Annotated in this window: 25 protein-coding genes, 1 tRNA gene and 2 riboswitches; of the genes, 15 read left to right on the top strand and 11 right to left on the bottom strand. The window is 64.6% G+C overall.

What is annotated here, in order from left to right; all coding sequences use genetic code 11:
• Positions 1-6 precede the first annotated feature (6 nt).
• Together gcvT and PATSB16_RS19545 are read right to left on the bottom strand one after the other, a co-directional pair.
• On the bottom strand, positions 7-1,113 hold the full coding sequence (gene gcvT / locus PATSB16_RS19550) for a glycine cleavage system aminomethyltransferase GcvT (protein WP_047215658.1): 1,107 nt from the start codon (positions 1,111-1,113) through the stop codon (positions 7-9).
• A 69-nt stretch (positions 1,114-1,182) separates the two neighbouring features.
• Positions 1,183-1,310: riboswitch (glycine riboswitch) on the bottom strand.
• Positions 1,311-1,318: 8 nt separating this feature from the next.
• Positions 1,319-1,414, bottom strand: a riboswitch (glycine riboswitch).
• A gap of 81 nt (positions 1,415-1,495) precedes the next feature.
• Positions 1,496-2,206, bottom strand: coding sequence for a hypothetical protein (locus tag PATSB16_RS19545; protein WP_052892759.1), 711 nt, complete (start codon positions 2,204-2,206; stop codon positions 1,496-1,498).
• A 238-nt stretch (positions 2,207-2,444) separates the two neighbouring features.
• Here PATSB16_RS19545 and PATSB16_RS19540 point away from each other — a divergent pair, with 238 nt between their 5' ends.
• Positions 2,445-4,541 (top strand): UvrD-helicase domain-containing protein, encoded by a 2,097-nt coding sequence (locus PATSB16_RS19540; protein ID WP_047215657.1) that lies wholly within the window; start codon positions 2,445-2,447, stop codon positions 4,539-4,541.
• Between the two features lie 110 nt (positions 4,542-4,651).
• On the opposite strand, the gene PATSB16_RS19535 is transcribed toward PATSB16_RS19540, so the two are convergent.
• Positions 4,652-5,572, bottom strand: coding sequence for a c-type cytochrome (locus PATSB16_RS19535; RefSeq protein ID WP_047215656.1), 921 nt, complete (start codon positions 5,570-5,572; stop codon positions 4,652-4,654).
• 304 nt (positions 5,573-5,876) lie between these two features.
• Here PATSB16_RS19535 and PATSB16_RS19530 point away from each other — a divergent pair.
• Positions 5,877-5,952, top strand: a tRNA-Arg gene (locus PATSB16_RS19530).
• A gap of 88 nt (positions 5,953-6,040) precedes the next feature.
• On the opposite strand, the gene PATSB16_RS19525 is transcribed toward PATSB16_RS19530, so the two are convergent.
• From PATSB16_RS19525 to PATSB16_RS19510, 4 genes are all read right to left on the bottom strand, one after another.
• Positions 6,041-6,358 (bottom strand): PilZ domain-containing protein, encoded by a 318-nt coding sequence (locus tag PATSB16_RS19525; RefSeq protein ID WP_062551245.1) that lies wholly within the window; start codon positions 6,356-6,358, stop codon positions 6,041-6,043.
• A gap of 207 nt (positions 6,359-6,565) precedes the next feature.
• Entirely contained in the window at positions 6,566-7,741 is a 1,176-nt protein-coding gene (gene prpF, locus PATSB16_RS19520) for a 2-methylaconitate cis-trans isomerase PrpF (RefSeq protein WP_047215654.1), read from the bottom strand.
• Between the two features lie 28 nt (positions 7,742-7,769).
• The gene (locus tag PATSB16_RS19515) at positions 7,770-8,381 is read right to left on the bottom strand and encodes an NAD(P)-dependent oxidoreductase (protein WP_047215653.1); all 612 of its coding nucleotides are present in this window, start codon (positions 8,379-8,381) and stop codon (positions 7,770-7,772) included.
• Positions 8,382-8,441: 60 nt separating this feature from the next.
• Positions 8,442-8,876 carry an Rrf2 family transcriptional regulator gene (locus PATSB16_RS19510; RefSeq protein WP_047215652.1) on the bottom strand — a complete coding sequence of 145 codons (435 nt, stop codon included), beginning with the start codon at positions 8,874-8,876 and terminating at the stop codon, positions 8,442-8,444.
• 270 nt (positions 8,877-9,146) lie between these two features.
• Here PATSB16_RS19510 and PATSB16_RS19505 point away from each other — a divergent pair, with 270 nt between their 5' ends.
• Positions 9,147-9,728 carry a BPSL1445 family SYLF domain-containing lipoprotein gene (locus PATSB16_RS19505; RefSeq protein WP_047215651.1) on the top strand — a complete coding sequence of 194 codons (582 nt, stop codon included), beginning with the start codon at positions 9,147-9,149 and terminating at the stop codon, positions 9,726-9,728.
• Between the two features lie 80 nt (positions 9,729-9,808).
• On the opposite strand, the gene PATSB16_RS19500 is transcribed toward PATSB16_RS19505, so the two are convergent.
• The 3 genes from PATSB16_RS19500 to PATSB16_RS19490 all read right to left on the bottom strand — a co-directional run bounded on the left by PATSB16_RS19500 (position 9,809) and on the right by PATSB16_RS19490 (position 12,584).
• Positions 9,809-10,663, bottom strand: a complete 855-nt coding sequence (locus PATSB16_RS19500) for an ABC transporter permease (RefSeq protein WP_047215650.1) — start codon at positions 10,661-10,663, stop codon at positions 9,809-9,811.
• 35 nt (positions 10,664-10,698) lie between these two features.
• Complete coding sequence (locus tag PATSB16_RS19495; RefSeq protein ID WP_047215649.1) at positions 10,699-11,496, bottom strand: ABC transporter ATP-binding protein; 798 nt, start codon at positions 11,494-11,496, stop codon at positions 10,699-10,701.
• 110 nt (positions 11,497-11,606) lie between these two features.
• Positions 11,607-12,584 carry an ABC transporter substrate-binding protein gene (locus PATSB16_RS19490; RefSeq protein ID WP_237170385.1) on the bottom strand — a complete coding sequence of 326 codons (978 nt, stop codon included), beginning with the start codon at positions 12,582-12,584 and terminating at the stop codon, positions 11,607-11,609.
• 251 nt (positions 12,585-12,835) lie between these two features.
• Between PATSB16_RS19490 and PATSB16_RS19485 the strand changes: the two genes are divergently transcribed.
• From PATSB16_RS19485 to PATSB16_RS19440, 10 genes are all read left to right on the top strand, one after another.
• Positions 12,836-13,510: a response regulator gene (locus PATSB16_RS19485; protein WP_047215647.1), complete on the top strand. Its 675-nt coding sequence runs from the start codon at positions 12,836-12,838 to the stop codon at positions 13,508-13,510.
• Complete coding sequence (locus PATSB16_RS19480) at positions 13,507-14,901, top strand: sensor histidine kinase (RefSeq protein WP_047215646.1); 1,395 nt, start codon at positions 13,507-13,509, stop codon at positions 14,899-14,901. The genes PATSB16_RS19485 and PATSB16_RS19480 overlap by 4 nt, the downstream gene beginning before the upstream one ends.
• A 444-nt stretch (positions 14,902-15,345) precedes the next feature.
• On the top strand, positions 15,346-16,077 hold the full coding sequence (locus tag PATSB16_RS19475) for a sensor histidine kinase (protein WP_052892758.1): 732 nt from the start codon (positions 15,346-15,348) through the stop codon (positions 16,075-16,077).
• 24 nt (positions 16,078-16,101) lie between these two features.
• Positions 16,102-16,767, top strand: a complete 666-nt coding sequence (locus tag PATSB16_RS19470; protein WP_047215645.1) for a response regulator — start codon at positions 16,102-16,104, stop codon at positions 16,765-16,767.
• A gap of 340 nt (positions 16,768-17,107) precedes the next feature.
• A complete protein-coding gene (locus PATSB16_RS19465) occupies positions 17,108-18,808 on the top strand; it encodes a flagellin N-terminal helical domain-containing protein (RefSeq protein ID WP_047215644.1) in 1,701 nt (566 codons plus the stop codon).
• A gap of 117 nt (positions 18,809-18,925) precedes the next feature.
• Positions 18,926-21,013 (top strand): flagellar filament capping protein FliD, encoded by a 2,088-nt coding sequence (gene fliD, locus PATSB16_RS19460; protein WP_047215643.1) that lies wholly within the window; start codon positions 18,926-18,928, stop codon positions 21,011-21,013.
• 29 nt (positions 21,014-21,042) lie between these two features.
• Complete coding sequence (gene fliS / locus PATSB16_RS19455) at positions 21,043-21,465, top strand: flagellar export chaperone FliS (RefSeq protein ID WP_047215642.1); 423 nt, start codon at positions 21,043-21,045, stop codon at positions 21,463-21,465.
• On the top strand, positions 21,462-21,794 hold the full coding sequence (locus PATSB16_RS19450) for a flagellar protein FliT (RefSeq protein ID WP_047215641.1): 333 nt from the start codon (positions 21,462-21,464) through the stop codon (positions 21,792-21,794). The genes fliS and PATSB16_RS19450 overlap by 4 nt, the downstream gene beginning before the upstream one ends.
• Positions 21,795-21,864: 70 nt before the next feature.
• Entirely contained in the window at positions 21,865-23,049 is a 1,185-nt protein-coding gene (fliK, locus tag PATSB16_RS19445; protein ID WP_047215640.1) for a flagellar hook-length control protein FliK, read from the top strand.
• Positions 23,046-23,393, top strand: coding sequence for an EscU/YscU/HrcU family type III secretion system export apparatus switch protein (locus PATSB16_RS19440; protein ID WP_047215639.1), 348 nt, complete (start codon positions 23,046-23,048; stop codon positions 23,391-23,393). The genes fliK and PATSB16_RS19440 overlap by 4 nt, the downstream gene beginning before the upstream one ends.
• A 5-nt stretch (positions 23,394-23,398) precedes the next feature.
• Here the strand turns inward: PATSB16_RS19440 and fliE are convergent, their stop codons facing one another.
• Positions 23,399-23,734, bottom strand: a complete 336-nt coding sequence (fliE, locus tag PATSB16_RS19435; protein WP_047215638.1) for a flagellar hook-basal body complex protein FliE — start codon at positions 23,732-23,734, stop codon at positions 23,399-23,401.
• A gap of 272 nt (positions 23,735-24,006) precedes the next feature.
• Here fliE and fliF point away from each other — a divergent pair, with 272 nt between their 5' ends.
• Both fliF and fliG read left to right on the top strand, forming a co-directional pair.
• Positions 24,007-25,680, top strand: coding sequence for a flagellar basal-body MS-ring/collar protein FliF (gene fliF / locus PATSB16_RS19430; protein WP_047215637.1), 1,674 nt, complete (start codon positions 24,007-24,009; stop codon positions 25,678-25,680).
• Positions 25,670-26,665, top strand: coding sequence for a flagellar motor switch protein FliG (gene fliG, locus PATSB16_RS19425; protein ID WP_047215636.1), 996 nt, complete (start codon positions 25,670-25,672; stop codon positions 26,663-26,665). Before fliF ends, fliG begins: the two co-directional genes overlap by 11 nt.
• Positions 26,666-26,672: the final 7 nt, after the last annotated feature.

Below are 26,672 nucleotides of genomic sequence, written 5' to 3'. Positions count from 1 at the left end.
TCCAGTTCAGGCGTTGACCGCCTTGCCGTGGCGCACGAACGGTAATTTGACCACACGAGCGGCCAGTTGCTTGTCGCGAATCTGCACTTGTACGGTGTCGCCGTCGGCAACCTCACGCGGCAGGCGGGCAAACGCGATCGACTGCTGCAACGTCGGACTGAAGGTGCCGCTGGTGATTTCGCCGGCGCCATGCGGCGTCAGCACTTTCTGGTGCGCGCGCAGCACCCCGCCCTTGTCGAGCAGGATCAAGCCAGCCAGACGCGCCCGCTGTCCCTGCGTCTCCAGAGCATCCTTGCCGACGAAAGCCCGCTCGCTCTGCAGCTCGACGGTCCACGCCAGGCCCGCGTCGAGCGGCGAGACATCGTCGTCCATATCCTGTCCGTACAGGTTCATGCCCGCTTCCAGGCGCAGCGTGTCGCGTGCGCCGAGTCCGGCCGGACGCACGCCGGCGGCGGCCAGCGCCTGCCACAGCGCCGCCACGTGCGTGGCCGGGCAAATCAGTTCGAAACCGTCCTCGCCGGTATAGCCGGTGCGCGCCACCATCAGCTCGCCGAACGGCGTGTCGGCCACCACCGTCGCGTTGAACGGCTTGAGTACTTCGCTGGCCGCCTGGATCTGCGGTACCGCCTGCCACGCCTTGGCGCGCGCCTGAGGGCCTTGCACCGCGACGATCGCCAGTTCGCGGCGCGGCGTGATGGTCAGGTTGTAGTCGCCGTGAGCATTGAGCTGGCCGAGCCAGGCGAGGTCTTTATCCGCGGTGCCGGCATTGACGACGAGCCGGAAATGATCTTCGCTGAAAAAATAGGTGATCAGATCGTCGATCACGCCGCCGTTGGGATTGAGCATGCACGAATAGAGCGCCTTGCCCGGCGTTTGCAGCTTGTCGACATTGTTGGCCAGCGCGTAGCGCAGAAACTCCCGCACGCTCGGCCCGTACAGATCGACGACGCACATATGCGATACGTCGAACATTCCTGCCCCGGTACGAACGGCGTGATGTTCGTCGATCTGCGAGCCGTAGTTGACGGGCATGTCCCACCCGCCGAAATCGACCATGCGGGCACCCAGTGCGCGATGCACGGCGTTCAGCGGAGTACGTTTGAGTTCGGTCATGAGATGTCTCGGGTCCTGAAAAGGAAAAAGGGTCATCCAAGCGCCAGGCCACGGATGGCCGGATACTTGGATGACCCCTCTGTCCTCGGTACCTGAGAGATTGCGCGGCGGGTTGCCAACGGGTGGCTACCGAGCCTCGCGCGCCCCTTCGGTGGGCAGCCGGCTGATCGCCGCCGCCGCTCTCCAGAGATCGAAAGCTTCGCTTTCGTCACGATCGGTCCTTTTGCCTGAGAGTTTGCGGGTGTTACCCCTTCGGCGGCGTCGGCATGTGCTTCCCGGCGCGCTCTCCCGATCACGAATCGGCACTGTAAGGGCAACCTTACCGCTTGTCAAATGCCGTTGACGGCATTGCCTCTGCGGCCCGCGAGCGCGCGTCGGGCGCCTAATGTTCGCCGCTCGAGTGATGCTGGTAAGCCGGGCAGCCGTCCCGGCCCCACCGTCCATTGCAGACCGACCACAAACACTGCTGGCGCTGCAGGACCTGGTACCACGCGTACTTATCGCACGCGGCCACCTGCCCCGCCAGGCTCGGCGCACTCGCAGCCGCCGGTTTCGGCGCCGCCGCCGTCCGCGTGGCGTCCGGCGCCCGGGTGGTGGCGGGCGCGGCATCGACCGGCTGCAGCGCCTGCATGAGATCGGGTGCTGGCGCCTGTGCCGGCGCCGCCGGCATAGGCGTTGCCGCCTGCGCACTGGCGTCGACGCCCGAGGCCAGCGGCAGCATCAATGGTGCGGCCTGAGTCGCGCCGATGCTCGCGGGCAGAGTGCCGGCGCTCGCGTTACCGGCAACCGCAACCGGCGGCGCCGGCGGAATCGGCACTGCACGGATGGTGTCGGGCACGCCTTGCGCGGCAGCCGGCTCGATTGCCGCGGCCCCCGGCGGCGCATTGCCGGTAACGGCGGACGCCGCCGCGAGCACCGGGCCGCTAGCCTCGGGGGCCCGGGTCGGCAAGACGTGCAAGTCGCCAGACGGCACCACGCCGGGATCCGTCACCGCCCACCAGGCGCCGCCGAGCGCGATCAGGGTCAGCACCGCGGCAAACGCGATGAGCCCCCCGGTCAGCCACCGGGATTCTTCGACTTGATTTAAATTCATGGGCCGTCCTCTGATGACGTCGAATGCCCGCAACCGCACATCCGACGATACGCATCGGTAAGCACTGGCGCGCCTGCGACACAAACTGGACGCGATCTTCCGTAACAAGTTCCGCTGCCCGAAGGCCCGCGAGCCGCCCTGGGAGCCCATGATACACTTGGCCGCCCGGCGGTTATGTGACACCGCGCCGTCGCGCGCGCCCGGCAACCGCCTGTCATTCTCGGCCTGTTGAATCCCGATGTCCTCATTTCCACTGAATCCCGCGCAACACGAGGCGGTGCGTTATTTCGACGGCCCCTGTCTGGTGCTGGCCGGCGCCGGCAGCGGCAAGACGCGCGTCATTACACAAAAAATCGCCTACCTGATCGAAGCGAAAGGATTCGAACCCCGCCACATTGCCGCCGTGACCTTCACCAACAAGGCGGCGGCCGAAATGCGCGAGCGCGTGGCCAAACTGCTCGACGGCAAAACGCTGACCGCCCCCGGCAAGGAAGGCCGCAAGGTGCCGGTCAATCAATTGACGGTCTGCACTTTCCATTCGCTGGGCGTGCAGATCCTGCGCCGCGAGGCTGAAAACGTGGGCCTCAAGCCCCAGTTCTCGATCATGGACGCGGACGACTGCTTCGGGCTGATCCAGGAGCAGTTGGGCACCACCGACAAGGCCATGATCCGGCGCGTGCAAAACGCCATTTCCCTATGGAAAAACGGCCTGGTAACGCCCGAACAGGCGCTCGCCGGCGCGCAAAACGCCGACGACCATCAGGCGGCCATGGTGTTTCGCAACTATGTGGCTACGCTGCACGCCTACCAGGCGGTCGACTTCGACGACTTGATCCGCATCCCGACCGAGCTGTTTGCCAAGGACGAAGCGGTGCGCGAGCGCTGGCAAAATCGCCTGCGCTACCTGCTGATCGACGAATACCAGGACACCAATACCTGCCAATACACGCTGCTCAAGCTGCTGGCGGGCCCGCGCGCGGCGTTCACGGCCGTCGGCGACGACGACCAGGCGATTTACGGCTGGCGCGGCGCCACCCTCGAAAACCTGAAACAGCTGCAAACCGATTTTCCGCAACTCAAGGTCATCAAGCTCGAGCAGAACTACCGCTCGACGGTGCGCATCCTGCAGGCAGCGAACAACGTCATCGCCAACAACCCGAAGCTGTTCGAGAAGAAGCTGTGGAGCGAACACGGCATGGGGGATCCGATCGGCGTCACCGGCATGAACGACGAGGAGCACGAAGCCGAATCGGTGGTGTTCAAACTCTCGGCGCATAAATTCGAGCGGCGCGCGCAATTCCGCGACTATGCGATCCTGTATCGCGGCAATCACCAGGCCCGTATTTTCGAACAGATCCTGCGTCGCGAGCGCATTCCCTATGTCCTGTCGGGCGGTCAATCCTTTTTCGACAAGGCCGAAATCAAGGATCTGTGCGCTTACCTGCGCCTGATCGCCAATCCGGACGACGACCCGGCCTTCATTCGCGCCGTCACGACGCCGCGCCGGGGCGTCGGCAGCAGCTCGCTCGAAGCGCTCGGCAGTTTCGCCGGCCAGGCCAAGGTATCGCTATTCGAGGCCGTCTACATGGGCGCGCTCGAGACGCGCGTGGCGGCTCGCCAGCTCGAGCCGCTGCGCGCTTTTTGCGACTTCATCACGCGCATTGCCGACCGCGCCGGGCGCGACCCGGCCACCGAAGTGCTCAACGAGCTGATGGAAGGTATTCATTACGAGGCCTATCTGTATGACGCCTTCGACGAGCGGCAGGCACAGGCCAAATGGCAGAACACCCTGGAGTTTCTCGACTGGCTCAAGCGCCGGGGCACCAAGCCAGCGGAGGAAGGCGCCGGCGCGACCGGCTTCGACAACGCCGACGGCTTGGCCGATACCGGCAAGAATCTGCTCGAATTGACCCAGACCGTCGCCCTGATGTCGATGCTCGAAGGTCGCGAGGACGATCCCGATGCGGTGCGCCTGTCGACCCTGCATGCGTCCAAGGGGCTCGAATATCCGCACGTCTTCCTGGTCGGCGTGGAGGAAGGCATCCTGCCGCACCTGCGCGAAGACGACGAGATCACCGACGAAAAAATCGAGGAAGAGAGGCGCTTGATGTACGTCGGTATTACCCGTGCGCAACGCAGCCTGCATTTGAGCTGGTGCAAGAAGCGCAAGCGCGCGCGCGACACCATGGTGTGCGAGGTCTCGCGCTTCGTGCGCGAAATGAACCTTGACGACGCGCCGCCGCCCGCCCCGGAAGACGCGCCGATGACGCCCAAGGAACGGTTGGCGAGCCTGAAGGCCCTGCTGGCAGGCGGCAAAACGCCAAACCCGGCCTGAGCCGCGCCGCCGAGCCTGCTCGCCCAAGGCCCAAGCGCCCACGCGTCGGGCGGGCGGATATAAAAAAGCCCCGTGCGCGCACGGGGCTTGATCGGAACACGCCAGGGGTCTTACTGCTGGGCCGCGTGCACCATGTAATCGACAGCGGACTTCACCTCGTCATCAGGCGCATTCGAGCCGCCTTTGGCAGGCATTGCGTTGAAGCCGTGCAATGCCGCGTTGTACAGCGTGTTCATGCCGGTTTTGATGCGCGGGGCCCAGTCCGCCTTGTTGCCGAACTTCGGCGCCCCCATCACGCCGGCGGCATGGCAAGCCACGCAAACCTGCCCGTATAGCTTCTTGCCGGCGGCCAGATCGGCCGGACTGCCCGGCGCCGGTTGGCCAGCCGAAGCGGTGGCTGCCGGCTTGGCGGCGGAAATCGCGGCAATCGCCGCAGCCGCGGCGTTCGTCTCGGCGCTTGCCGCCGACGCGGGTGCCGCCGCAGCGGAAGCCGGTGCCGCACCAGCGCCCGAGGCGGGCTGCGCGGGCGGCGGCGGCTCGCTGAAGTGGCCGCCCGATTGGTTCGCCATATAGACGATGGCGCGCGCGATTTCGTAATCGCTGACATCGGCCGGGTTGGTGCCGCCGCGCGGCGGCATCGCACCCTTGCCCGCCAACGCGGTCTTGAGCAGCGTCGGGAAGCCCTGCGCAATGCGCGGCGCCCAGTCCGCGCTATTGCCCACCTTGGGCGCTCCGGCCGCGCCGGTCGCGTGGCAAGCCGAGCAGACCGCCTTGAAAAGTTGCTCGCCGGTCTGATACACGTGCGGCGCGTTGGCGTCGCGCACTTCCACATGAGCTACCGGCGCGATGCGCTGCGTCACAGCCTCCGCCGACATCCCGCCGCTGCCGGCGCCGGTGCGGGCACTGTTGCCGACGTACACCACCAGCAGGGCAATAATGGCAATTGGGACAAGAAAACCAGCGGCAACCACGGCAATCAGCTGCTTCGGCGTCTTGATCGGCGTCTCGTGCTCGTTATGCGCTTCGCTCATGCGGATCTCTCAAAATTTGTGGAAACCGGGGGCGTCGACTTTTAGCGTCTAGCGCGCTATTAAGTAAAATTAACACGGAATTATAGCGGCAAACCTCCGCTATTTAATATCGCATGGGAGTTCGGCTGAACAGCCGGATTTTCCTGCAACGGACGCCGTCGGTCGTTTTTTTCACACAAAAGCGTCGCAAAACACGGCCAAGGCATGGACGGCGAGGGCTAAAACCGCTATCCTTCCACGTCTTAATTGGCCGCAGGCCAGCCTTGCGCGCTCCAATCGGTCTGACACACCGCCACACACGAATGCGCCCGTAGCTCAGGGGATAGAGTATCGGCCTCCGAAGCCGAGGGTCACTGGTTCGATTCCAGTCGGGCGCGCCAACCAATTCACGTCTTTCTGTTTGCCGTATCGCCCTTTGGGCTCGGTGCGCGCACCATCACCCCTCGTCACCGCTCGAACCCGGATCCGCTATTCGCCCTGCGGCTGCAGCCGCTCGATCCAGGTCGTCAGCAGTTGTTTGTGCTCGGGGTCGATCGCTTCGATATAGGCGCCGGTGCGAAAACCCTCGCGGGTCAGGATGTTGTTGCAGACCTGGATCGACAGCGGCACCGCAAGCCGTTGCCCGGATTCATCGGGGGCGCGGATCAGCAGCGTCATGACCAGCTTGCTGCCCAGCGCAATCGCGGCATCCGTGACGAAGCTCAGTCCGTCGATCGAAATATCCCAGACACGCACCGACAACTCCCTGCCCTCGAATTGCAATGCGGCCTGCCAGTTGACTCGCACGCGCGTGCCGAACCGCTCGACCGAGATTCCCGGTGAGAGACCTAATTTGGATGCGAGGCGAGAAGCATCGGAGGTCAATTCTGTTTATCCTGGAAAAGGGGTCGCTACGCTTGGAATTCCAGCATACGTCAATCAGGCTTTCAATGCCGGATTGCGAACCTTTTTTCGCCATATTTTATCCTGAAGATGCGCCGCGATCGGCCGCCTTCAGACGCAGGCATCGGCTGGCACGTGGACCTTGCCCGTCATCAACCGGCGCGCGCTGCGGCTCATGATCGCCTTGGTCACCACCCAGGCGTCGCCGCGCCGCTCAGCCTGGGCGCCCACCGCCATCACGCCGGACGGGTGTCCGAAGCGTACCTGCTCGGGCACCGCTCCGGCCGGCAACAGCCGATTGACCAGGGTGCCCGGTATCGCCGCCGCCACCGCGATGGCCACCGCCCCGGTGCCGGTCATCGCATGATGCAGCTTGCCCATCGACAGAATGCGTGCATTGAAGTCGACCATCGCCGGCTCGATCGCCTTGCCGCTCGACGCCGTGTAGGCCAGCGCCGGCGCGACGAACGCCAGTTTGGGCGTGTGCGGCCGCAGCCGCGTTGCCGCGTCGGCGTCGCTCGCCAACCCCATGCGAACCGTCGCGTGCGCGCGAATCACCTCGCACCTGGCCAGAAGCGCTGCGTCGCCATTGACCTCGCGCTGCATTTCGTTGCCCCGCAACCCCAGCTGCGCTGCGTCGATGAATACGGCCGGGTTACCGGCGTTGATCATCGTCAACTCCACGCGCCCGATGCCGGGCACCTCCAGCAAGTCCAGTGCCTGCCCGGTCGGGAACATGCCGCCGGGCGCCCCTTCTGCGTCCCGCGCCGGGCTCGGGTCGAGAAATTCGATGCGGATCTGCGCCGCGGGAAACGTCACGCCGTCGAGTTCGAAATCGCCCTCTTCGACAACCTCGCCATCGCGCATCGGCACATGCGCGATGATTCTCGCGGCGATATTGGCCTGCCAGATACGCACCACGGCCGTACCATCGCGCGGCGCCGCGACCAGTCCTTGCGCGATCGCGAACGGGCCGACCGCCGAAGTGAGATTGCCGCAATTGCCCGACCAGTCGATCAGCGGCCGGTCGATCGCCACCTGTCCGAAGCGGTAATCGACATCGCAATCGGGCCGGCTCGACGGCCCAACCAGCACAACCTTGCTGGTGCTGGAAGTCGCCGCCCCCATGCCGTCGATCTGCTGCCCATAAGGGTCCGGGCTGCCGATCACGCGCAGCAACATGCGGTCGCGCCGCGCGGGATCGGCCGGCAGATCGTCGGTCAGGAAAAAGACACCCTTACTCGTGCCGCCGCGCATGTAAACGGCGGGAATTTCTCGTTGCGGCATGGCCGCCCTCGCGTCTGGTGGTATGAATTCAATAACCTACCGTAAACCGCTGACGGCTGTGACGCGGCCGCTCGACTTCATCCAGAAAGGCAATCGCGAAATCCTCCATCGAAATCCAGCTCTTTCCCAGCGCATCGGTGAGCAGCGTGTCCTGCCCCACCCGAAAGTTGCCGGTGCGCTCGCCGGGCGCAAACAACGCCGATGGCGATACAAACGTCCAGTCGAGCTCGGGTTCCTGCCGTAACGCGTTGAGAAAATCGCGACCGGCCAAGGCTTCCTTCTTATAGGCGTCGGGAAATTCCGGCGTATCGACCAGTTGCAATCCAGGCGCGACCTCGAGGCTGCCGGCGCCACCCACGACGAGCAGCCGCCGGATGCCCGCGCGCTTGACCGGCCCGGTAATAGCCGGCGCCGACGCATCCTGAAAGCGCACCGCGCTGAGCGCAATGTCACTTCCCTCGAGCGCCTCGGCCAGCGCGGCACTATCGTGCAAGTCGACGTCACGCGTGAGCAACGACGGGCTTGCCGGCAATCGAGACGCATGCCGGGAAATCGCCGTCACGGTGTGGCCACGGCGCAGCGCTTCGTCCGTCAACCGTTGTCCGACGTTGCCGGTTGCGCCAATCAGTGCGATTTTCATAATGATTTCCTCCTCAATGCAATATGAAACCAATATAGTTACATATTGGGGTAAAAAAATTCACCGGCGGCCCCGACGACCAGCCGCCCTGACCTGCGACAGCATGTCGGCAATCGTCAGATCCGCAAGCACACCGTCCATCGCTGCCTGTGCTTTTTCGGCGACCCGCTGCAATACACCGGTGATTTCCTTGCCGACCGTGCACGCCGGGTTCGGCGCGCTGCGATGCAGTGCGATGAGATCGGTCGACTCGACTGCCCGAAAGATCTCCAGCAGCGTAATCTTCGCCGCAGGCCTGGCCAGCGTAGCCCCGCCTTGCGAGCCCATTTCCGATGCCACCAAACCGGCCTCGGCCAAACGCGAGATCAACCGGCGAATCAATGCCGGATTGGTGCCCACGCTGCCGGCGATCAACGTCGACGGGATAGGTCCGTCGCCGCCGGCAAGCAACGTCAATATATGTACGGCAACGGCGAATCGGCTGCTGGTAGTCATCGTGATGGCCCAATGTGTGACTATGTTAGTAACATATGAGCGGCTTGTCAAATTTCATGAAATTGAAAAAATCTCGAGACACGCCCAGCACTCCGATTCTTGACAAGCAGGGATTTACCCGCATAATGAATTTACGCATTTGCAAAAATGCAGCAGCACAAGACCAGAGATCCCGCAGCGCTACATTCACGCCATCCCTGCGCGCATGTCGATGCAACAGCGCTTCGCCATCGCCGCAGGTTACATCATTGAACTGTCGCGGAGAACGAAATGCATAAAAGAGAGTTTTTGGTCAAATCAGCCGCCGCGCTTTGCGCAACGACTCTGGTGCTCTCCGGCTGCACCACCACCCCGATGTCGAGCGTCACCAGCACCGATAAGGCCCGGCAAATCGATGCCGACACCACCGCCACGCTCAATCGTCTATACACGACGGTACCCGGCTCGCGGGAACTGGTCGACAAGGCGCGCGGCGTGCTGGTATTTCCGTCCGTACTGGCTGCCGGCTTCGTGGTTGGCGCGCAATACGGCGAAGGCGCACTGCGTGTGGGCGGCCGAACGGTCGGTTACTACAACACGGCCTCCGGTTCATTCGGACTGCAAATCGGCGCTCAGTCCAAAGCCGTCATCTTCCTGTTCATGACGCAGGAGGCGTTGGATAAATTCCGCGGCAGCCAGGGCTGGACCGCCGGCGTGGACGCCTCGGTGGCCGTCGTCAAGGCGGGCGCCAACGGCAACGTCGACCTCAACACGGCAACCGCCCCGGTTGACGTCATCGTGATGACCAATCAAGGGCTGATGGCCAACCTCAGTATCGAAGGCACGAAGATCACCCGGCTCAAGGTCGAATGAAAAAGCGGTGGCGGCGCGCCACGCGCACCGCCACCGCCTCATTCAACGACCTATTGGTACAGGCGTGACTCGGCCTTGGTTCAAAAGGCCGCTGGGCGCCATTTGAGCAGGCGCTTCTCCAGCGACGTCAGCACATAATCGGCGGCCAGCGCCACCACGGCCAGCACGATCATCGCTGCGAACACGCCGCTGGCGTTGAATGCGCCTTGAGCGGTCGAGATCAGCAAGCCGATGCCCTGCTTCGAGCCGAGAAATTCGCCCACGACCGCGCCCACCAGCGCGAAGCCGAAGCTCACGTGCAGGCTTGCCAGGATCCAGCTCAGCGCCGACGGAATCACTACCGACATGGTCAATTGTCGCGGCGACGCCCCCAGAATCTGCGCATTGGCGATCATATAGCGGTCGGCTTCACGCACCCCCTGGAACGCATTGCCGAATACCACGAAGAACACCATCACGACGGCCAGCGCCACCTTCGAGGCCATGCCCAGGCCCAAGGCGATCACGAAGATCGAGCCCAGCACCACGCGCGGGATCGAATTGGCAATCTGGATATACAGGCTGAAGACGTCAGACAGCAACTTGTTGCGCCCCAGCACGATGCCGAAGATCACGCCCGCGACCGAGCCGATCAGGAAGCCCAGCGCCGTTTCCTCCAGGGTCACCAGCACCTGCGTGAGCAACGGTCCCTGCGAAGTGCCATTGACAAACCAATCGTAGATCTGTGCCACGATCAGCGACGGCTGCGAAAAGAAGAACGGATCGATCCATTTCATGTCGGCCGCCACCTCCCAGCCGCCCAGCGCCACCACCAGAATCGCCACGCGCAGGAAAATCACAAACCAGTAGCGCTGCCGAATCCTGCGCTGAGCCCGCTGCTCTTCGCGCGCCATGCTGACGTCGTCGAAGCCGTCCATCGTCACTTGTTCACTCATGGTGTTTACCTTGCCAATTGCTGGGAGTTGATCGATCAGCCGATCTGGACTTCCTCGCGCAAATCCGCCCAGATTTCGCGAGAGAGATCGATAAACCGCTGTTCGTAGCGCACTTCTGAAGTGATGCGCGGGCGCGGCAGATCGATGTTGTAGACGCGCTTGAGCGTGGCCGGCCGCGCCGAGAGCACGAACACGCGGTCGGCCAGGGCGATCGCCTCCTCGAGATCGTGCGTCACGAACACCACCGATCCGGCGTTGCCCGCCCACAGCTGCAACAGTTCATCCTGCATCAGCGTGCGCGTTTGCATGTCGAGCGCGCTGAACGGCTCGTCCATCAGCAGGATTTCGGGGCGATTGATGAAAGTCTGCGCCAGGGCCACGCGCTTGCGCATGCCGCCCGAGAGCTGATGCGGGTAATGATGCGCGAACTTGTCGAGCCCGACCCGGCGTATCCACTCGCGCGCCAACTCATGCGCGGCCTGCTTCGACTGCCCGCGAAACATCGGTCCGGCTGCCACGTTGTCGATCACGTTGCGCCAGGGAAAAACCGCATCGTTCTGAAACACAAAGCCGATGCGCGGATCGATGCCGCTGACCGGCACGCCCATCACGCGCACCTCGCCGACGGTCGGCTTGAGCAGGCCGGTGATCAGGCTCAACGTGGTCGACTTGCCGCAACCGGTCGGACCCACCACTGCGACGAACTCGCCGCGCGCCACGCTCATGGTGAAATCGCGCAGGGCCACGGTCGCCTTGCCGTCGGGCGAAATGAAGCGGCACGACACGTGGTTGAATTCGATCGCCGGCGTGTCGCGGGAAACGGATGGGTTCATAAGGAATCCTTCAAATACGAAGCGCGAGCGTGCCCCCGCATCGTCAGACGCGCCGAATGGCGGGGGTATCGATCCCCGGCACGGCGTGCCGGGGGCTCGCGGGAAGAGCTTTACTTGCTGGCGTGCAGCGCCTGGTCGACGAACTCGTTGGTATAGGTCTTCGACAGATCGATATGCTTGCCTTTGACGTTCGGATTGAACGACGACATCACCTTGAGCACCGTTTCCGGCCCCCCGACGGGCATCTTGCCGTTGGGGGAGTACATCGGCATCGAGTTGGTCAGCGCCTGCAAATACAACGCCTTGTTGTTGGCGTAGTAATCCTTCGGCATCTTCTCGGCGATTTGCTCGGGCGTATGCGTATGAATGAATTGCAGCGTTCTGACGAACGCGCGTGCCAGCTTGGCCGCTTCCGCCTTGTGAGACTGAGCCCAGGCGCGGTTGACGTAGAAGCTCGACGCCGGATAAGCGCCGCCCAGCGCCTTTTCGGTGCCTTCGAGCGAGCGCATGTCAACCAGCACCGAGGCCTGGCCGGTCGACAGCAGGCGCGAGGCCGTCGGCTCGGAAGTCATGCCGGCGTCGATGCGCTTTTGCTGCATGGCGGCGATGAAGGTATTGCCGGCGCCGACCGGCAGCACCGAAAACTCGCTCGACTTGACGCCGTTCTTGGCCGCGAGAAACTGCGTCAGGAAGTTGGTCGACGCGCCCAGGCCGGTCACCCCCAGCGTCTTGCCCTTGATGTCGGCCATGCTCTTGATCTGTGCGGCCGCGCTCGACGACACCAGTTCGACCTCGCCGGGCACCTGGCCGAACACCACGATAGCCTCGACCTCCTTGCCCTTGCTTTGCAGGTCGATCGAGTGATCGTAGAAGCCGACCACACCCTGCACGGCGCCGGCCAGCAATTCGTTCTCGGCGTCGACCCCCGCCGGCTGCGACAGCAACTCGACGTCCAGCCCCTCGTCCTTGAAGTAACCCAGCTGCTGGGTCAATTTGGCCGGCAGATAAATCAGCTTGTTTATGCCGCCCACCATGATCGATATCTTGGGTGCGTCGGCAGCCTGTGCCGCGCCCACCCCTGCACCCATGCCCGCGCTCAACAGCGCGCCGAGGATACTCGATGCCACCAGGGAGCGAACCAGGGGCCGGCCAGAACGGGTCATAACACGCATGGTGTTGTCTCCTATAATTTTTTCGGGATAATGAGACCGCCTTCACGATAAAGGCGATACTGCGAAGCGATTCTAGGCGTGCGCACCTTTCATCCAGCTTTCTAAACCTCGATTTTTTGCAGGCGCTACGTACAAACCCTGGCAGAGTAGGCCAGCGGCCCCAACCAATGAAATTACTGCTCATCGAAGATAACTTGCCGCTCTCGCACTGGCTCGCCAAAATGCTGCGCGAGGAAAAGTTCACCGTCGACGCGGCCAGCGACGGCGACACCGCCGACCGCCTGCTGCAAAGCGAGGCCTACGACGTCGTGCTGCTCGACCTGATGCTGCCGCAAATGAGCGGCAAGAGCGTGTTGCGCCGGTTGCGCGAGCGACGCGACAACGTCCCGGTGATCATTCTCACCGCCAGCGGCTCGGTCGACGAGAAGGTCGATTGCCTGGGCGTGGGCGCCGACGACTACCTCGTCAAGCCGTTCGAAGTCCGCGAGCTGGTGGCCCGCATCAAAGCACTGGTGCGCCGGCAAACACCGGACAAGGCGGCCGAGATGAATTGCGCCGACCTCAGCTACAACACGCACACCCGTGAGTTCGCGATTGCCGGCAAAGTCCTCATGCTGCCGGCGCGCGAACACGCCGTGCTGGAGATCCTGATGCTCAAGCAGGGCAAGACCATCTCGAAGAGTGCGCTGATGAGCGGCGTGTTTGGCCTGGATGACGAGCCCAGCGAGGATGCCATCGAAATCTACGTCCATCGCCTGCGCAAGAAACTCGAACCCTGCCAGGCCGGCATCATGACGCTGCGCGGCCTGGGCTATCTGCTACGCCCGAAAGACCGGCCATGATCTCGAGCCTGCGCCTGCGGCTGCTGCTGTGGCTGCTGATTCCCCTCACGCTGTACATCGGCGTCAGCGCCTGGCTGGCCTACCTCAGTGCGCGCGACACCGCCGACCTGATCCAGGACCGGGCTCTGTCGACGTCGGCCCAGGTGATCGCCGGCCAGCTCGGCTGGATCGACGGCTCGCTGCACGTGAGCGTGCCGCCGGCGGCGCTGGAGTTGTTCGCCTCCCCCGATCGGGACGAGGTCTATTACCAGGTGATCACCGAGCATGGCCGGCTGCTCGCCGGCATCCCCGACTTCCCGTTCGCCGCGCCTTTCTCGGCCGCCGCGCCAACCTACCGCAACGCTGTCCTCGGCGGCCAGCCGATACGCGTGGCAAAAACGATCCGCACCATGTACGACTCGGGCGTGCCGCACCGCGTCGCCATTCTGGTCGGACAAACCCGGCGCGGCCATGACCGCATGCTCGCCGAGCTATGGCGGCCATCGCTGCATCGTCAGGTAGCCATGCTGGCGCTCACCGTATTGCTCGCGGTGATTGGGCTGACCATGGAACTGCGCCCGATCATTCGCCTCAAGGACGACGTCGCCGGACGCGACCCGATGGAGCTCGCGCCGATTCGCGCCGGCGACCTGCACCTCGAATTGCGCCCCGTGGTCGATGCGATCAATCTGTGTATCCAACGGCTGCACACCCAGGTGGCCGCGCAAAAGCGCTTCATCGCCGACGCCGCGCATCAGCTGCGCACCCCACTCACCCTGCTCGACACGCAAATTCAGTTCGCCACCCAGCTCGACGACCGCGCCGCCGTCGCCGACGTGCTCGACGCGATGCACAACAGCAGCCGCAGCATGATCGACCTGACCAACAAACTGTTGCTGCTCGCGCAGGCCGAAGCGGCCAACACGGCCGCGCTGCTGCGCCAGCCCGTCGACCTGGTGGCCGTCAGCGCGGCCGTACTCGAAGAGCTGGCCGCGCTGGCGCAACGCCGCGACATCGATCTGGGACTCGAGGCCGACCCAAGCCCGGTGTGGGTCACCGGTAATGCGGGTCTATTCAGCGCACTGGTCATGAACCTGGTCGACAACGCGATCCGTTACATCCCGTCGGGCGGCAAGGTCACCGTATCGACGCACCGGCGCGGTCAGGCTGCCGAACTGGTCGTGCTGGACAATGGCCCCGGCATCGGCGCCGAAGCCCGCGCCCGCGTATTCGAGCGCTTCTATCGCCACGCCGCCCCCGGACAGGAAGGCACCGGTCTGGGCCTGGCGATCGTCAAGGAGATCGTCGCGGCCAGTCAGGGCGCCATCGAACTGGCAGCCGGCCCGGGCGGCATTGGCCTGGCTGTTTGCGTGCGTCTGCCGCTGGCCGCACCCTCGAATCGCGGCACCTAGTCATCACGCCGGGGCACGGCGGGCGATTCACTCGAGCCGAACGGCGTACCGCCATGCCTTACAAATTCTTACAAACCCCACCGATGTGTCCGCGTCGGTCATGCTGATTCGTCGTCCGAGCCGTCTCGACGGCCGGTAATTTGTGCTCAACCGGCGACAACGCAAAAAATATTTATTCGGAGAGCGTTGCTTTTTGGCGAAATTCGACCCGATTCCCTAAGGAGATACCCTTACTTACTTAAGGATTTCAAATCTTTTTACTTCTTTTAACCATCTTATTTTTATAAATTTCCTTTTAAATCAACGAACAAAAAGAAAAACTGTCATTTATCAAGAATTTCATCGCTTGTAATTGTTGCGAAATGTAAATTTTGTTAAATTCTCGGCAAGTCAACAAGCGCGTAAGACAAGTCCGCTTGTGCACTGAATTTACAGGACAGTTTGATGCGGCATTCCGTCGATTCCATTACGACGCAGATCAGGCCCGGCACCTCACGCCGGCGCGAGGTCATGCACTTCGCGCCTCAACAGATCAATGCCGCGCGCGATGCGGAACGCACTCGTATCGGACGCGAACTCCACGACGTGCTCGGCGCGCATCTGACCGCCTTGCGTCTGACGCTCGAACTGGTACGCCGGCAGGCGCCTGATGGCAACAGCGCGCTGTCGAGCGCGCTCGAGTCGCTCGAACTTGGACTGGCCGACACGCAAACGGCAGTCAGCACCCTGGCCCACGACCTGCACCCGCCGGAACTGCGCGACGGCCTGAGCATGGCGCTGCGCGCCTGGGTCCGGCAATTCGAGCGCCGCACCGCACTGCCGTGCGCATGGGAATGCGACGATGCGGCGGCACTCGATGCGCTCGAGCCGGCGACCGCCGCCGCGCTGTTTCGCATCACTCAGGAAGCGCTCAACAATGCCGCCAAGCACGCGCGTGCCACGCAGTTGCGTGTCGCTCTGGTCGCCAGGCGCCAATCCGTTACCCTGACCGTCGCCGACAACGGCCGCGGCATCCCCGCCGGCGCCCGGCGAAAAAGTACTTCGCTCGGCCTCAAAGGCATGCAAGAACGCTGCATTTCCCTCAACGGCACCTTTCGCATCGAAAACGCCCAGCCCCATGGCACGGCCGTGCGCGTCACCCTGCCCCGACGCGCAGGGTCTGCCACGCTCTCCTGACATTTCCTGCGCAGAACAATCATCATGATGCTTAGAGTATTGATCGCCGATGACCACACGATCGTACGCCAAGGGGTGCGGCAGCTGCTGATGGCGGATGGCGTCGTCAGCGCGGTCGGCGAAGCCGAAACCGGTGCCCAGGCCATCGAACTGGTCCGTCAGTCCCACTGGGACGTCGTGCTGCTCGACATTTCGCTGCCCGACACCAACGGACTCGAGGTGCTCAAGCAACTGCGGCGCGACCACCCGTGCCTGCCGGTAATGCTCTTCAGCATGTACGACGAAGGGCAGTTCGCCCTGCGCGCGCTCAAGGCCGGCGCGGCAGGCTATCTCAGCAAGCGCGCCAGCGCGACGCAACTGGTGCACGCGGTGCGGCAGGTCGCCAGCGGACGCAAATATGTCAGCCCGCAAGTGGCCGAATCGCTGGCCGACTATCTGGCGCCCGATGCCGACCGCCCGGCGCATGAAATCCTGTCCGATCGCGAATACCAGACGCTGTGCATGATCGGGTCCGGCAAGCGCCTGACCGACATTGCCAATGCCCTGTCGCTGTCGGTCAAGACGGTCAGCGTCTACCGCTCGCGCCTGCTCGAGAAAATGCGCCTGTCCAACAACGCCGAACTCACCTTCTACGTCATGCAGCACGGTCTGGCCGATCCCGAAATGGCCGGCATGGCCGCGTTCGCCTGAACGGCTCAAACACGGCGGCGGCGCCACTGCGTGCCGGTACCGCCCCGACCCCATATCCCCGGGCAATCCCTGATTAAAGCCCGGTTCTCGCCTCTGCTCGACCGATCGGCTTCCCGCCCCGCCACTACACTGTCATGAGGCCTGTCAGGACTCCCGAACAGTGGGCAGGGAAGCGCATGCCTGTCGCATTCATTGCGGCGAAACATCGCGCATACCCTAAATTTTTCCGGCAAGCGTCCGATAACCCAAACAACGGCGGCTTTTTTCCGCGGCATGCGCCGCAGGGCCAAAGTTACGGCGGGTTCGCCGAATGCCTATTTACGGGAAAAGGAGTGGCTAAATGTCATCAGTCATCAATACAAATATATTCTCGCTGATCGCGCAGAATAATTTGAACAACTCGCAATCGAGCCTGCAGACCTCGATCACGCGCCTGTCCTCGGGCCTGCGCATCAACAGCGCCGCAGACGATCCCGCGGGCCTGGCCATCGCCGACCGCATGACCGCGCAGATCAACGGCACCACGCAAGCGCAAAGCAACGCCAGCGACGCCATCTCGCTGGTGCAGACCGCTGGCGGCGCGCTCCAGCAGATCACCAACAACCTGCAGAATATCCGCACGCTGGCCGTCGAAGCCACCAATGCGACCAATTCCAGCTCCGACCGCGCCGCGTTGAACCAGCAAGTCCAGCAGGACATCGCCGAAGTCAACCGCCTGGCCACGCAAACCACCTTCAACGGCCTGCACGTGCTCGACGGCTCGCTGGGCGTGACCTCGTTCCAGGTTGGCGCCAACGCCGGCCAATCGATCTCGGTGAATCTGTCCACCGGCGTGCAGTCGTCGCAAATCGGCGGCATCGCGCAGTCCGGCCCGGTTGACCTGAGCGCCTACATCAAGCCGACGGGCATCACCTTGACCGCCGGCCAGCTGTCGATCGGCGGCAAATCGATCACCGGCAGCTTCGCCGACGCCAACGGCCTGGCCGCAGCCATCAATACCGCCGGCGTGTCTGGCCTGACCGCCACCGTCAGCGGCGGCCAGATCTCGCTGTCCAACGCCACCTCCAGCGCCATCGCGATTGGCGGCACTAGCGGCACCACGCTGTTCGGCGGTGCCTCGGTCGCAGCAGGCACCGGCGGCACCACCGGTACCGCCACCGGCAGCGTTGCCCTCGCCGCCACCGGCACCACCGCCGCCGCCATCACCGTCAACGGCACGACCGTGCTGGCCGCCGGCACGGCCTGGACCAGCGCCGCCAACCTGGCCTCGCAAATCCAGGCTGGGATCACCGCCGCCGGCTTGACTGGGCTGACCGCATCGGCCAGCGGCAGCAACATCGCCTTCTCCAACACCAGCACCACGGCCTACTCGGTGGTCGGTTCCGACATCAATGCCGGCACTTTGAGCGTAGCTGCCGCGACGCCGCCGACGACACCCGGCACGCTGACGTCGACCGGTGTGGCCGCCGCCGTGGCCGCCAAGTCGCTCACGCTGGCCACCGGCGATCTGTCGATTCAGGTCGGCAGCAACAGCCCCCTGAGCATCACCGGCACCTTCACCTCCGTGCAGTCCCTGGCCGACGCCATCAACAGCGCCAGCGTCGACGGCCTGAACGCCACCGTCAGCAGCGACGGCAACAGCCTGTCGATGACCGCCCAGGGCACCCTGACCGTCAGCGGTGCGCAAGCCACCACGCTCGGCCTGGCCGGCACTTCCGCCGTCAGCGGCAGCCTGGTCAGCGCCGACGTGTTGACCACCAGCGGCGCGCAAACCACCATCGCCCGCATCGACGCGGCCATCAGCTCGGTGGATGCACTGCAGTCGACCATGGGGGCCATGCAAAACCGCTTCCAGTCGGCCATCTCCAGCTTGAGCACTTCGGCGCAAAACCTGACCTCCGCCCGCTCCGGCGTGGAAGACACCAACTATGCGTCGGAAACCGCCAACCTCACGCGCTCCAACATTCTGCAACAGGCCGGCATCTCCATGCTCGCCCAAGCCAATGCCATGCCGCAACAGGTTCTGAAGCTGCTGCAGTAACGTAGTCACCGCGCGGGCCGGCCCCTTTTTCGGGTTGGTTCGCGCGGCAAACGGGGCATCCGTTTTAATCGATGCCGCGATCAGTCGCCTAATTGAATTTTCGGAGTCGCATCAATCATGTCGAGCTCATCAGGCCTTGTTTCTTCCCCCGGCATCGGCTCGGGACTGGACGTCAACGCCCTGGTGACGAGCTTGATGCAGCCCGCGCAAAACAAGCTCACGCTGCTCAAATCGCAGCAGCAAAGCTACCAGACCACCCTGTCGGCCTTCGGCGCCTTGAAAAGCGCGCTGAGCTCGTTCCAGTCGTCGCTCAGCAGCCTGTCCGACCCGTCTCAATTTTTGCAGTTGTCGGCCGACAGCAGCGACAAAACCATCGTCACGGCCACTGCCGCCAGCGGTGCACAGGCCGGCAACTTCAGCGTCAACGTTTCGCAATTGGCCCAGGCCCAGAGCCTGAGCGCGGCCGGCGTGGCCAGCACCACCAGCACCATCGGCAGCGGCACGCCGACCAAGCTGACGATCGATTTCGGCACCATCAGCGGCGGCACGCTGAGCAATGGCACCTACAGCGGCGCCTCGTTCGCCCAGAATGCCGCACAACAATCGCTGTCGGTCACCATCGACAGCAGCAACAACACGCTGCAGGGCATCGCCAACGCGATCAACGCCGCCAACGGCGGCGTGCAGGCGACCATCGTCAATGACGGCAGCAGCAACCCCTATCGCCTGGTGCTGACGTCGACCTCGACCGGCCAGAACATGAGCATGCGCATCAGCGCGAGCAGCGCCACCGGCAGCGGCTCGCCCGACAGCGCCATCGCCGGCCTGCTCAGCTACGACCCGACCGGCACGCAGGACATGACCCAGACGGCGGCGGCGCAAAATGCCCAGCTCACGGTCAACGGCCTGGCCGTATCCAGCAGCACCAATACCGTCGCCGGCGCGATTCAGGGCGTGAGCCTGAACCTGCTCAAGGCAGGCACCGCCACCGTCACGACCGCCAACAACACCGCCGGCGTCACGTCCGCGGTCAACGGTTTCGTCTCGGCCTACAACACGCTCAACAGCGCGATCAGCTCGCTCACCGCCTATGACAGCACTGGCCAGAACACCGGCGCGCTACTCGGCGACCCGACCGTGCAGCTGATTCAAAACCAGATTCGCTCGGTGCTGGACAACCCGCTGCCCGGAGTCGGCCAGTCGGCGCTGTCCACGCTCACCCAGGTCGGCGTGCAGTTCCAGGCCGACGGCTCGCTATCGGTCGACTCGACCAAGCTGCAAAACGCGGTCAACAACAATTTCAGCCAACTGGCGTCGCTGTTTGCCACCAACGGCACGGCCACCGACAGTCTGGTCAGCTATCTCGGCTCGAGCGCCAGCACGCAAGCCGGGCAATACGCCGTCAACGTCACGCAGGCGGCCACGCAGGGCAGCGCGACAGGCTCGGTGACGCTCGGCGCGAGCACCGTCATCGGCAGCGGCAACAACACACTGAATCTCACGCTCGACAATGTTTCGTCCAGCATCACGATTCCGGCCGGCACCTACACCGCCAGCGCGCTCGCCACGGCAATCCAGTCGGCCGTCAACGGCAACACCACCTTCGCCAACGCCGGCTCGACGGTCGCCGTCACGCAAAGCGGCGGCGTGCTGAAATTCACCTCGAACCGCTATGGCAGCGCTTCGAACGTGTCGTTTACCGGCGGCAACGGCTACGCCTCATTGATCGGCACGACCACCAACACCACCGGCCTGGACATCGCCGGCACGATCGGCGGATATGCCACCACCGGCAGCGGCCAGACGCTCACCGGCGCGCCCGGCACGGCGGTCGCCGGCCTGCAGATCAGCGTGCAGGGCACGACCACCGGCAGCCGGGGCACGCTCAATTTTTCGCAGGGCTACGCCAGCCTGCTGTCGAGCCAGATCACCGGGTTTCTCGGCAGCTCGGGCGCGCTGACCTCGGCGACCAACAGCCTGAACCAGACGATCACCAGCCTGACCAAGGCGCAGACCGACTGGCAGGCGCAAATGACTCAGATGCAGAACACGTATCTGGCGCAATTCACCGCGCTGGACGCGACCATCTCGCAGCTCAACAGCACCAGCAACTATTTGCAGCAAGTGCTTGGCACTTCAACGGGATCGTCCTCCGGTTCGTCGGGCTCCTCAGGCTCGTCGTCGGGTTCGTCCACCAAAGGCTAAGCCATGACAACGCTCGGGGAGAATCACTCATGTACGGCATGAACGCGGCCAACGCGTACCGCAAAGTCGGCCTGGAGACCGGCGTCATCGCGGCCAACCCGCATCAACTGATCGTGATGCTGTTCGACGGCGCGCGCACCGCCCTGGCCAATGCGCGTCGCCTGCTGCAGCAAGGCGACATACCCGGCAAGGGCAAAGCGATCTCGCATGCCATTGCGATCATCGGCGGGCTGCGCGGCGCGCTGAACATGGAGGCCGGCGGCGCGCTGGCCGAGCAGCTCGCCGAGCTCTACGACCATATGAATCAGCGACTGCTGCTGGCCAACCTCCACAACGACGCCGACCAGCTGCAAATCGTCGACGCTCTGCTCGAGACCATCGGCTCGGCCTGGCGCGCGATCGATCCGGCGGCCGCTGCCGCCCAGGTGGCCGCGCAGGGAGTACCCGCATGAATTCGGCCACCGAGCTTCTGTCGCATTACGAGCTTATCGCCGGCCTGACGCAAAACATGCTGCGCGCCGCGCGTGACGGCGACTGGGACGGCCTGATCGAGCTCGAGAAGCAGTACCGCGCCCGCGTCGACGAACTCAAGCCGGTCGACGCACAGGTGCCGCTCGACGACAGCCAGCGCGCGCGCAAGCATGCCGTTATCCGCCGCATTCTGGATGACGACGCGCGCATTCGCGATCTGGCCACGCCTCATCTGATGCATCTCGACCGCCTGCTGCGCAGCTCGCATCAGCGGCGCGCCCTGCAAGAGGCTTACGGCAACAGCCGTTGAGATCACGCGCGGCCGGCGCTCACCATCAGCGTTGCCGCGGCTCGACACCACAAGATGAAAGGGGAGCAAGATGGTCGGCCTCGATTCCCTGCTGGCTTCCTCGCTCGCCCGCCGCCTCGACGTGCTGATGGAGGCGCTCGACAGTGCCCCGGCCAATGCCGTCGGGGAGTCCGCCTCGACCAACGTCGCCGTCGCCGCCGACACACCGAGCAGCACCACCGACGGCGCCGACGCACACCAATTGAATACCGGCGCCGCGCCGCCCCGCCCGCCGGCGGTGCTCAGCAGCGCGGCACGCACCATCGATACGTTGCTGAGCCTGGCCCCGGACGCGCCCGGCCCGGTCACCGGCACCGAACCTTTGTGGCCGTTGCCGCCGGGCGATGCCACGCACGCGCTGGCGCCGGTCATCGTCGCGGCCCTGCATCAGGCGATGGACAGCAGCGGCTTGTTCTACGAATCGCACCTGGCGCAATGGGCCAGCGGCGGCCGCTCGCTCGAGCAACTGCAAACCGAGCCGCAAACGCAGTGGCCGCCCGACACCCGCCTGCTGGCCGGGCTGCCGGCATCGGCGGCCAATCCGGACACCGGATCGGGCGAGACCTTGTCCGGCCAGACCCACGCACTCTACTCGGCCAACCCGGCCGGCCCGCCTACGGCAGCGCCGACGCCGGCGGCATCGGCGCTGGCCCAGGGCATGACGCCGTCAGGCACGACGTCGAACACCGCACAGGGCACCGCGCCCGCCCCGCAGCAGCTCTCGACGCCGAGTGCCGCGCCAGGCGGCCTGGCGGCGGCCGGCACAACCGCTCAGGCGGGGGTCAGCGGCAATCTGAATCTGGTGCGCCAGCAGCTCGAGATGCTGGTGGTGCCACGCTTCCAGTGGCAAGGCGAGGCGTGGCCGGGCGCGCCGTTGCAATGGCACGCCGAGGAAAGGCGGCCGGACACGCCGCCCGGCGTGCGCCCGGCGCCCAGCAGCTGGCATACGCATTTGCGTCTGTCGCTAGCCCAGCTCGGTACGGTGGAAGTGAGTCTCGCGCTGGTCGGCAATCAGCTGCAGGCCAAAATCGAGGCCGCCGACGCGGGCACCGCCGAATTGCTGGCCGGCGGCGGCGCCGACTTGCGTCAGCGCTTTTCCGCCAACGGGCTGAGCACCAGCCAATTGGTCATCGGCCAGTTGGGCGCCTCGCCAGCGGCTGCGGCGCCGATCCCCGATGACAAACCGGAGGCCGCCGACGCGGGTGCCGTCCCATGAGCAAGCACGACCCTCGGCGCAGCGCCATCGCGCTGAGTTACGCCGGCAAGGAAAAAGCGCCCCGCGTGGTCGCCAAGGGGTACGGGCTGCTGGCCGACACCATCGTGCGCACCGCTCGCGAGCATGGCCTGTACGTGCATGAGTCGCCCGAGCTGGTGGGCCTTTTGATGCAGGTCGATCTCGATGCCCGCATCCCGCCGCAGCTGTATCAGGCGGTCGCGGAACTGCTGGCCTGGCTGTACCGGCTGGAAGCCGGCAAGACCGACAAGCCGGCACCGCCCAAGCCAAAGCCTCCGCCCCTGGCGCCGTTGCGGCGCGCCCCGGGACGTGGACAGCGCACCTGATCGCATCAGACCGGCATATTGCTGATGGTGGTGTAGGCGGACACCAGTTTGTTGCGCACCTGCAGGCTCATCTGAAAGCCGATATTGGCCTTTTGCATGTCGATCATGACGTCGTTGAGCCCGACGCCCGGCACGCCGAGCTCGAACGCCTGCGCCTGCTGGTTGGCGTGGTTCTGGGCTGCGCTGACGTCGCGCAGCGATGCCTGCAGCGCCGACGCAAAGCCGCCGGGCGAGGCACCGCCGGCAGGCGCGGCCGAGCTGGCCGAGGCAGCCGGATCGGCCGCGCCGGTCGCCAGCGCACGCAGTTGTTGCAACATCGATTCGATACCTGAAATCGCCATGCTTTTCTCCGGGAAGCCCGTTTTACCCGGGCCCATCAGGCCCATTTCCAGACAAAACGCAGCTTAGCACCGGCCCGCCCGGCCCCAGCGGTGCAAGTAACGGGAAAAGGCCCCGCTTTTCAAGCAATTGGAATGGCTTGCCCTGGCCAATAATCGGCACAATCCGGTCCGTGCGCGCCTGGGCCGGAATTTGCGTTTTTTGGAGAGTTCGACACCATGCCAGTCGCAGTTTTCACCGTCGTGCGGCAGCCCCCGCGCTCGCGAGAGTTCGCATGAGCACGACTACGCCCGTGGTGCCGGCCGACAAGCTGCCGTTCCTGGTGCAACTGCGCGCCCGGGAGCGCTTGCCGCTGATGCTCGGCGTGGCCGCCCTGGTGGCTGTTTTCGTGGCGTTGCTGCTGTGGGCGCGCACCCCCGACTATCAAGTGCTGTACAGCAACCTGTCGGATCGCGACGGCGGCGCCATCATCACCGCGCTGCAGCAGATGAACGTGCCGTACAAGTTCGCCGAGCATGGCGGCGCGATCCTGGTGCCCTCCGATCAGGTGCACGAGGCTCGCCTGCGGCTGGCCACCCAGGGACTGCCCAAGGGCGGTTCGGTCGGCTTCGAACTGATGGACCACCAGCCGTTCGGCATCAGCCAGTTTGCCGAACAGGTCAATTACCAGCGCGCCCTCGAAGGCGAGCTGGCACGCACGGTCGAGGCCATTTCATCGGTGCAGGGGGCGCGCGTGCTGCTGGCCATTCCCAAGCCATCTGTATTCGTGCGCGACCAGCAAAAGCCCACCGCCTCGGTCATGCTCACACTGTATCCCGGCCGCGTGCTCGACGACGGCCAGGTCAACGCGATCGTCCACATGGTCGCCAGCAGCGTGCCCGACATGCCCGCGAGCAACGTCACCGTGCTCGACCAGAACGGCAATCTGCTCTCGGCGCCGGCGAGCGACGCGCTCGGCCTGGACGCCAATCAGCTCAAATACGTGCGCGCACTCGAGCAGTCCTACCAGCGCCGCATCGAGGCGATCCTCACGCCGCTGGTCGGTCAGGGCAACGTGCACGCGCAAGTCTCGGCCGATATCGATTTTTCCCGGGTCGAACAGACCGCCGAGACCTACAAGCCGAATCAGGGCGATCAGGCTATCCTCAGCCAGCAGACCAGCGAGTCCCAACAGGTCGGCGGCCAGTCCGTGGGCGGCGTGCCGGGCGCGCTGTCGAATCAGCCGCCAGCCACGCCGACCGCCTCGCCGGCCAACAACCTCGCGCCGGCCCAATCGCAACGCCAGGCCAACGCGGCCGGCACCGGCCAGCCGCCGGGCGGCGCCAGTGCCGCGCAGGCGCCGCAGGGTCCGCGCAGCGACCGCAAGGATTCGACCGTCAACTATCAGGTCGATCGCACCATTCGTCATACCCAGGAAGCCAGCGGCGGCGTCAAGCGGATCTCGGCAGCGGTGGTGGTGAACTATCGGCCCGGCGTCAATGCCGCCGGCAAGCCGGCGCTGGTGCCGCTCACGAGCGCGCAGTTGCAGCAGATCCAGGGTCTGGTCAAGGACGCGATCGGCTTCAGCGGCACCCGCGGCGACACCGTCAACGTCGTCAACAGCCCGTTCGAGCTCACCAAGGCGCCGGTCGATACGCAACCCTGGTGGCAACGCTCGCGCAATATCGAGCTGGCCAAATACATCGGCAAATACGCGCTGGTGATCCTGGTCGGCCTGTATCTGTGGTTCGGCGTGCTGCGCCCGGCGCTGCGCCGCCTGCTGGCGGCCCCGCCGGCGCCCGAGCCGCAAGCCGTCGCGGCCGCCGAGACAACGACCGAAGTCAGGCGGGCCGGGCCCGAGGCGGGCGATTACGAGCGCAATCTGGAATTCGCGCGCCAAGTGGCGCGGCAGGACCCCAAGGTCATGGCGACCGTGGTCAAATCATGGGTGAGCGGCGATGAGCGCTGACGGACTACAACGCAGTGCCATCCTGCTGATGGCGCTGGGCGAGGATGAAGCCGCCGAGGTCTTCAAATACCTGGCGCCACGCGAGGTGCAAAAGCTCGGCGCGGCAATGGCTTCGCTCAAGCAGGTCTCGCGCGAGCAGATCCTCGCGGTGCTGGAAGATTTCTCCATGGAGGTCGAGCAGCACTCCGCGCTCAATCTCGACTCCACCGAGTACATCCGTACCGTGCTGACCAAGGCGCTCGGCAACGACAAGGCGGCCGGCCTGATCGAGCGCATCCTGCAAGGCGGCAACACCAGCGGCATCGAAGGCCTGAAATGGATGGACTCGAGCGCGGTGGCCGAATTGATCCGCCACGAGCACCCGCAGATCATCGCCACCATCCTGGTGCACCTGGACCGCGACCAGGCTTCTGAAATCCTCGGCCTGTTTACCGAGCGCCTGCGCAACGACGTGGTGCTGCGCATCGCCACGCTCGACGGCATCCAGCCGGCGGCGCTGCGGGAACTGAACGACGTGCTGACCAAACTGCTCTCGGGCAGCGAAAACCTGCGCCGCAGCCCGATGGGCGGGATCCGCACCGCCGCCGAGATCCTCAATTACATGAGCGGCACGCAGGAAGAAACCGTGATCGAGAGCGTGCGCACCTACGACGCCGACCTCGCGCAAAAGATCGTCGACGAAATGTTCGTCTTCGAGAACCTGCTCGACGTCGAGGACCGCGGCATCCAGGTACTGCTCAAGGAAGTCGAGTCGGAATCGCTGATCATCGCCCTCAAGGGCGCGCCGCCCGAATTGCGCGAGAAATTCCTCAAGAACATGTCGCAACGCGCGGCCGAATTGCTGCGCGACGACCTCGAATCGCGCGGCCCGGTGCGTGTCTCGGAGGTCGAAGCGGAACAGAAGAAGATCCTGCAGACCGCGCGCCGCCTGTCGGACACCGGCGAAATCGTGATCGGCGGCCGTGGAGACGACGCTTATGTGTGACGCACGC

Source organism: Pandoraea thiooxydans, from assembly GCF_001931675.1.
Taxonomy (GTDB): Bacteria; Pseudomonadota; Gammaproteobacteria; order Burkholderiales; family Burkholderiaceae; genus Pandoraea; species Pandoraea thiooxydans.
The sequence above is the reverse complement of the archived record's forward strand: the minus strand, read 5'-3'. Positions and strand labels throughout refer to the sequence as shown.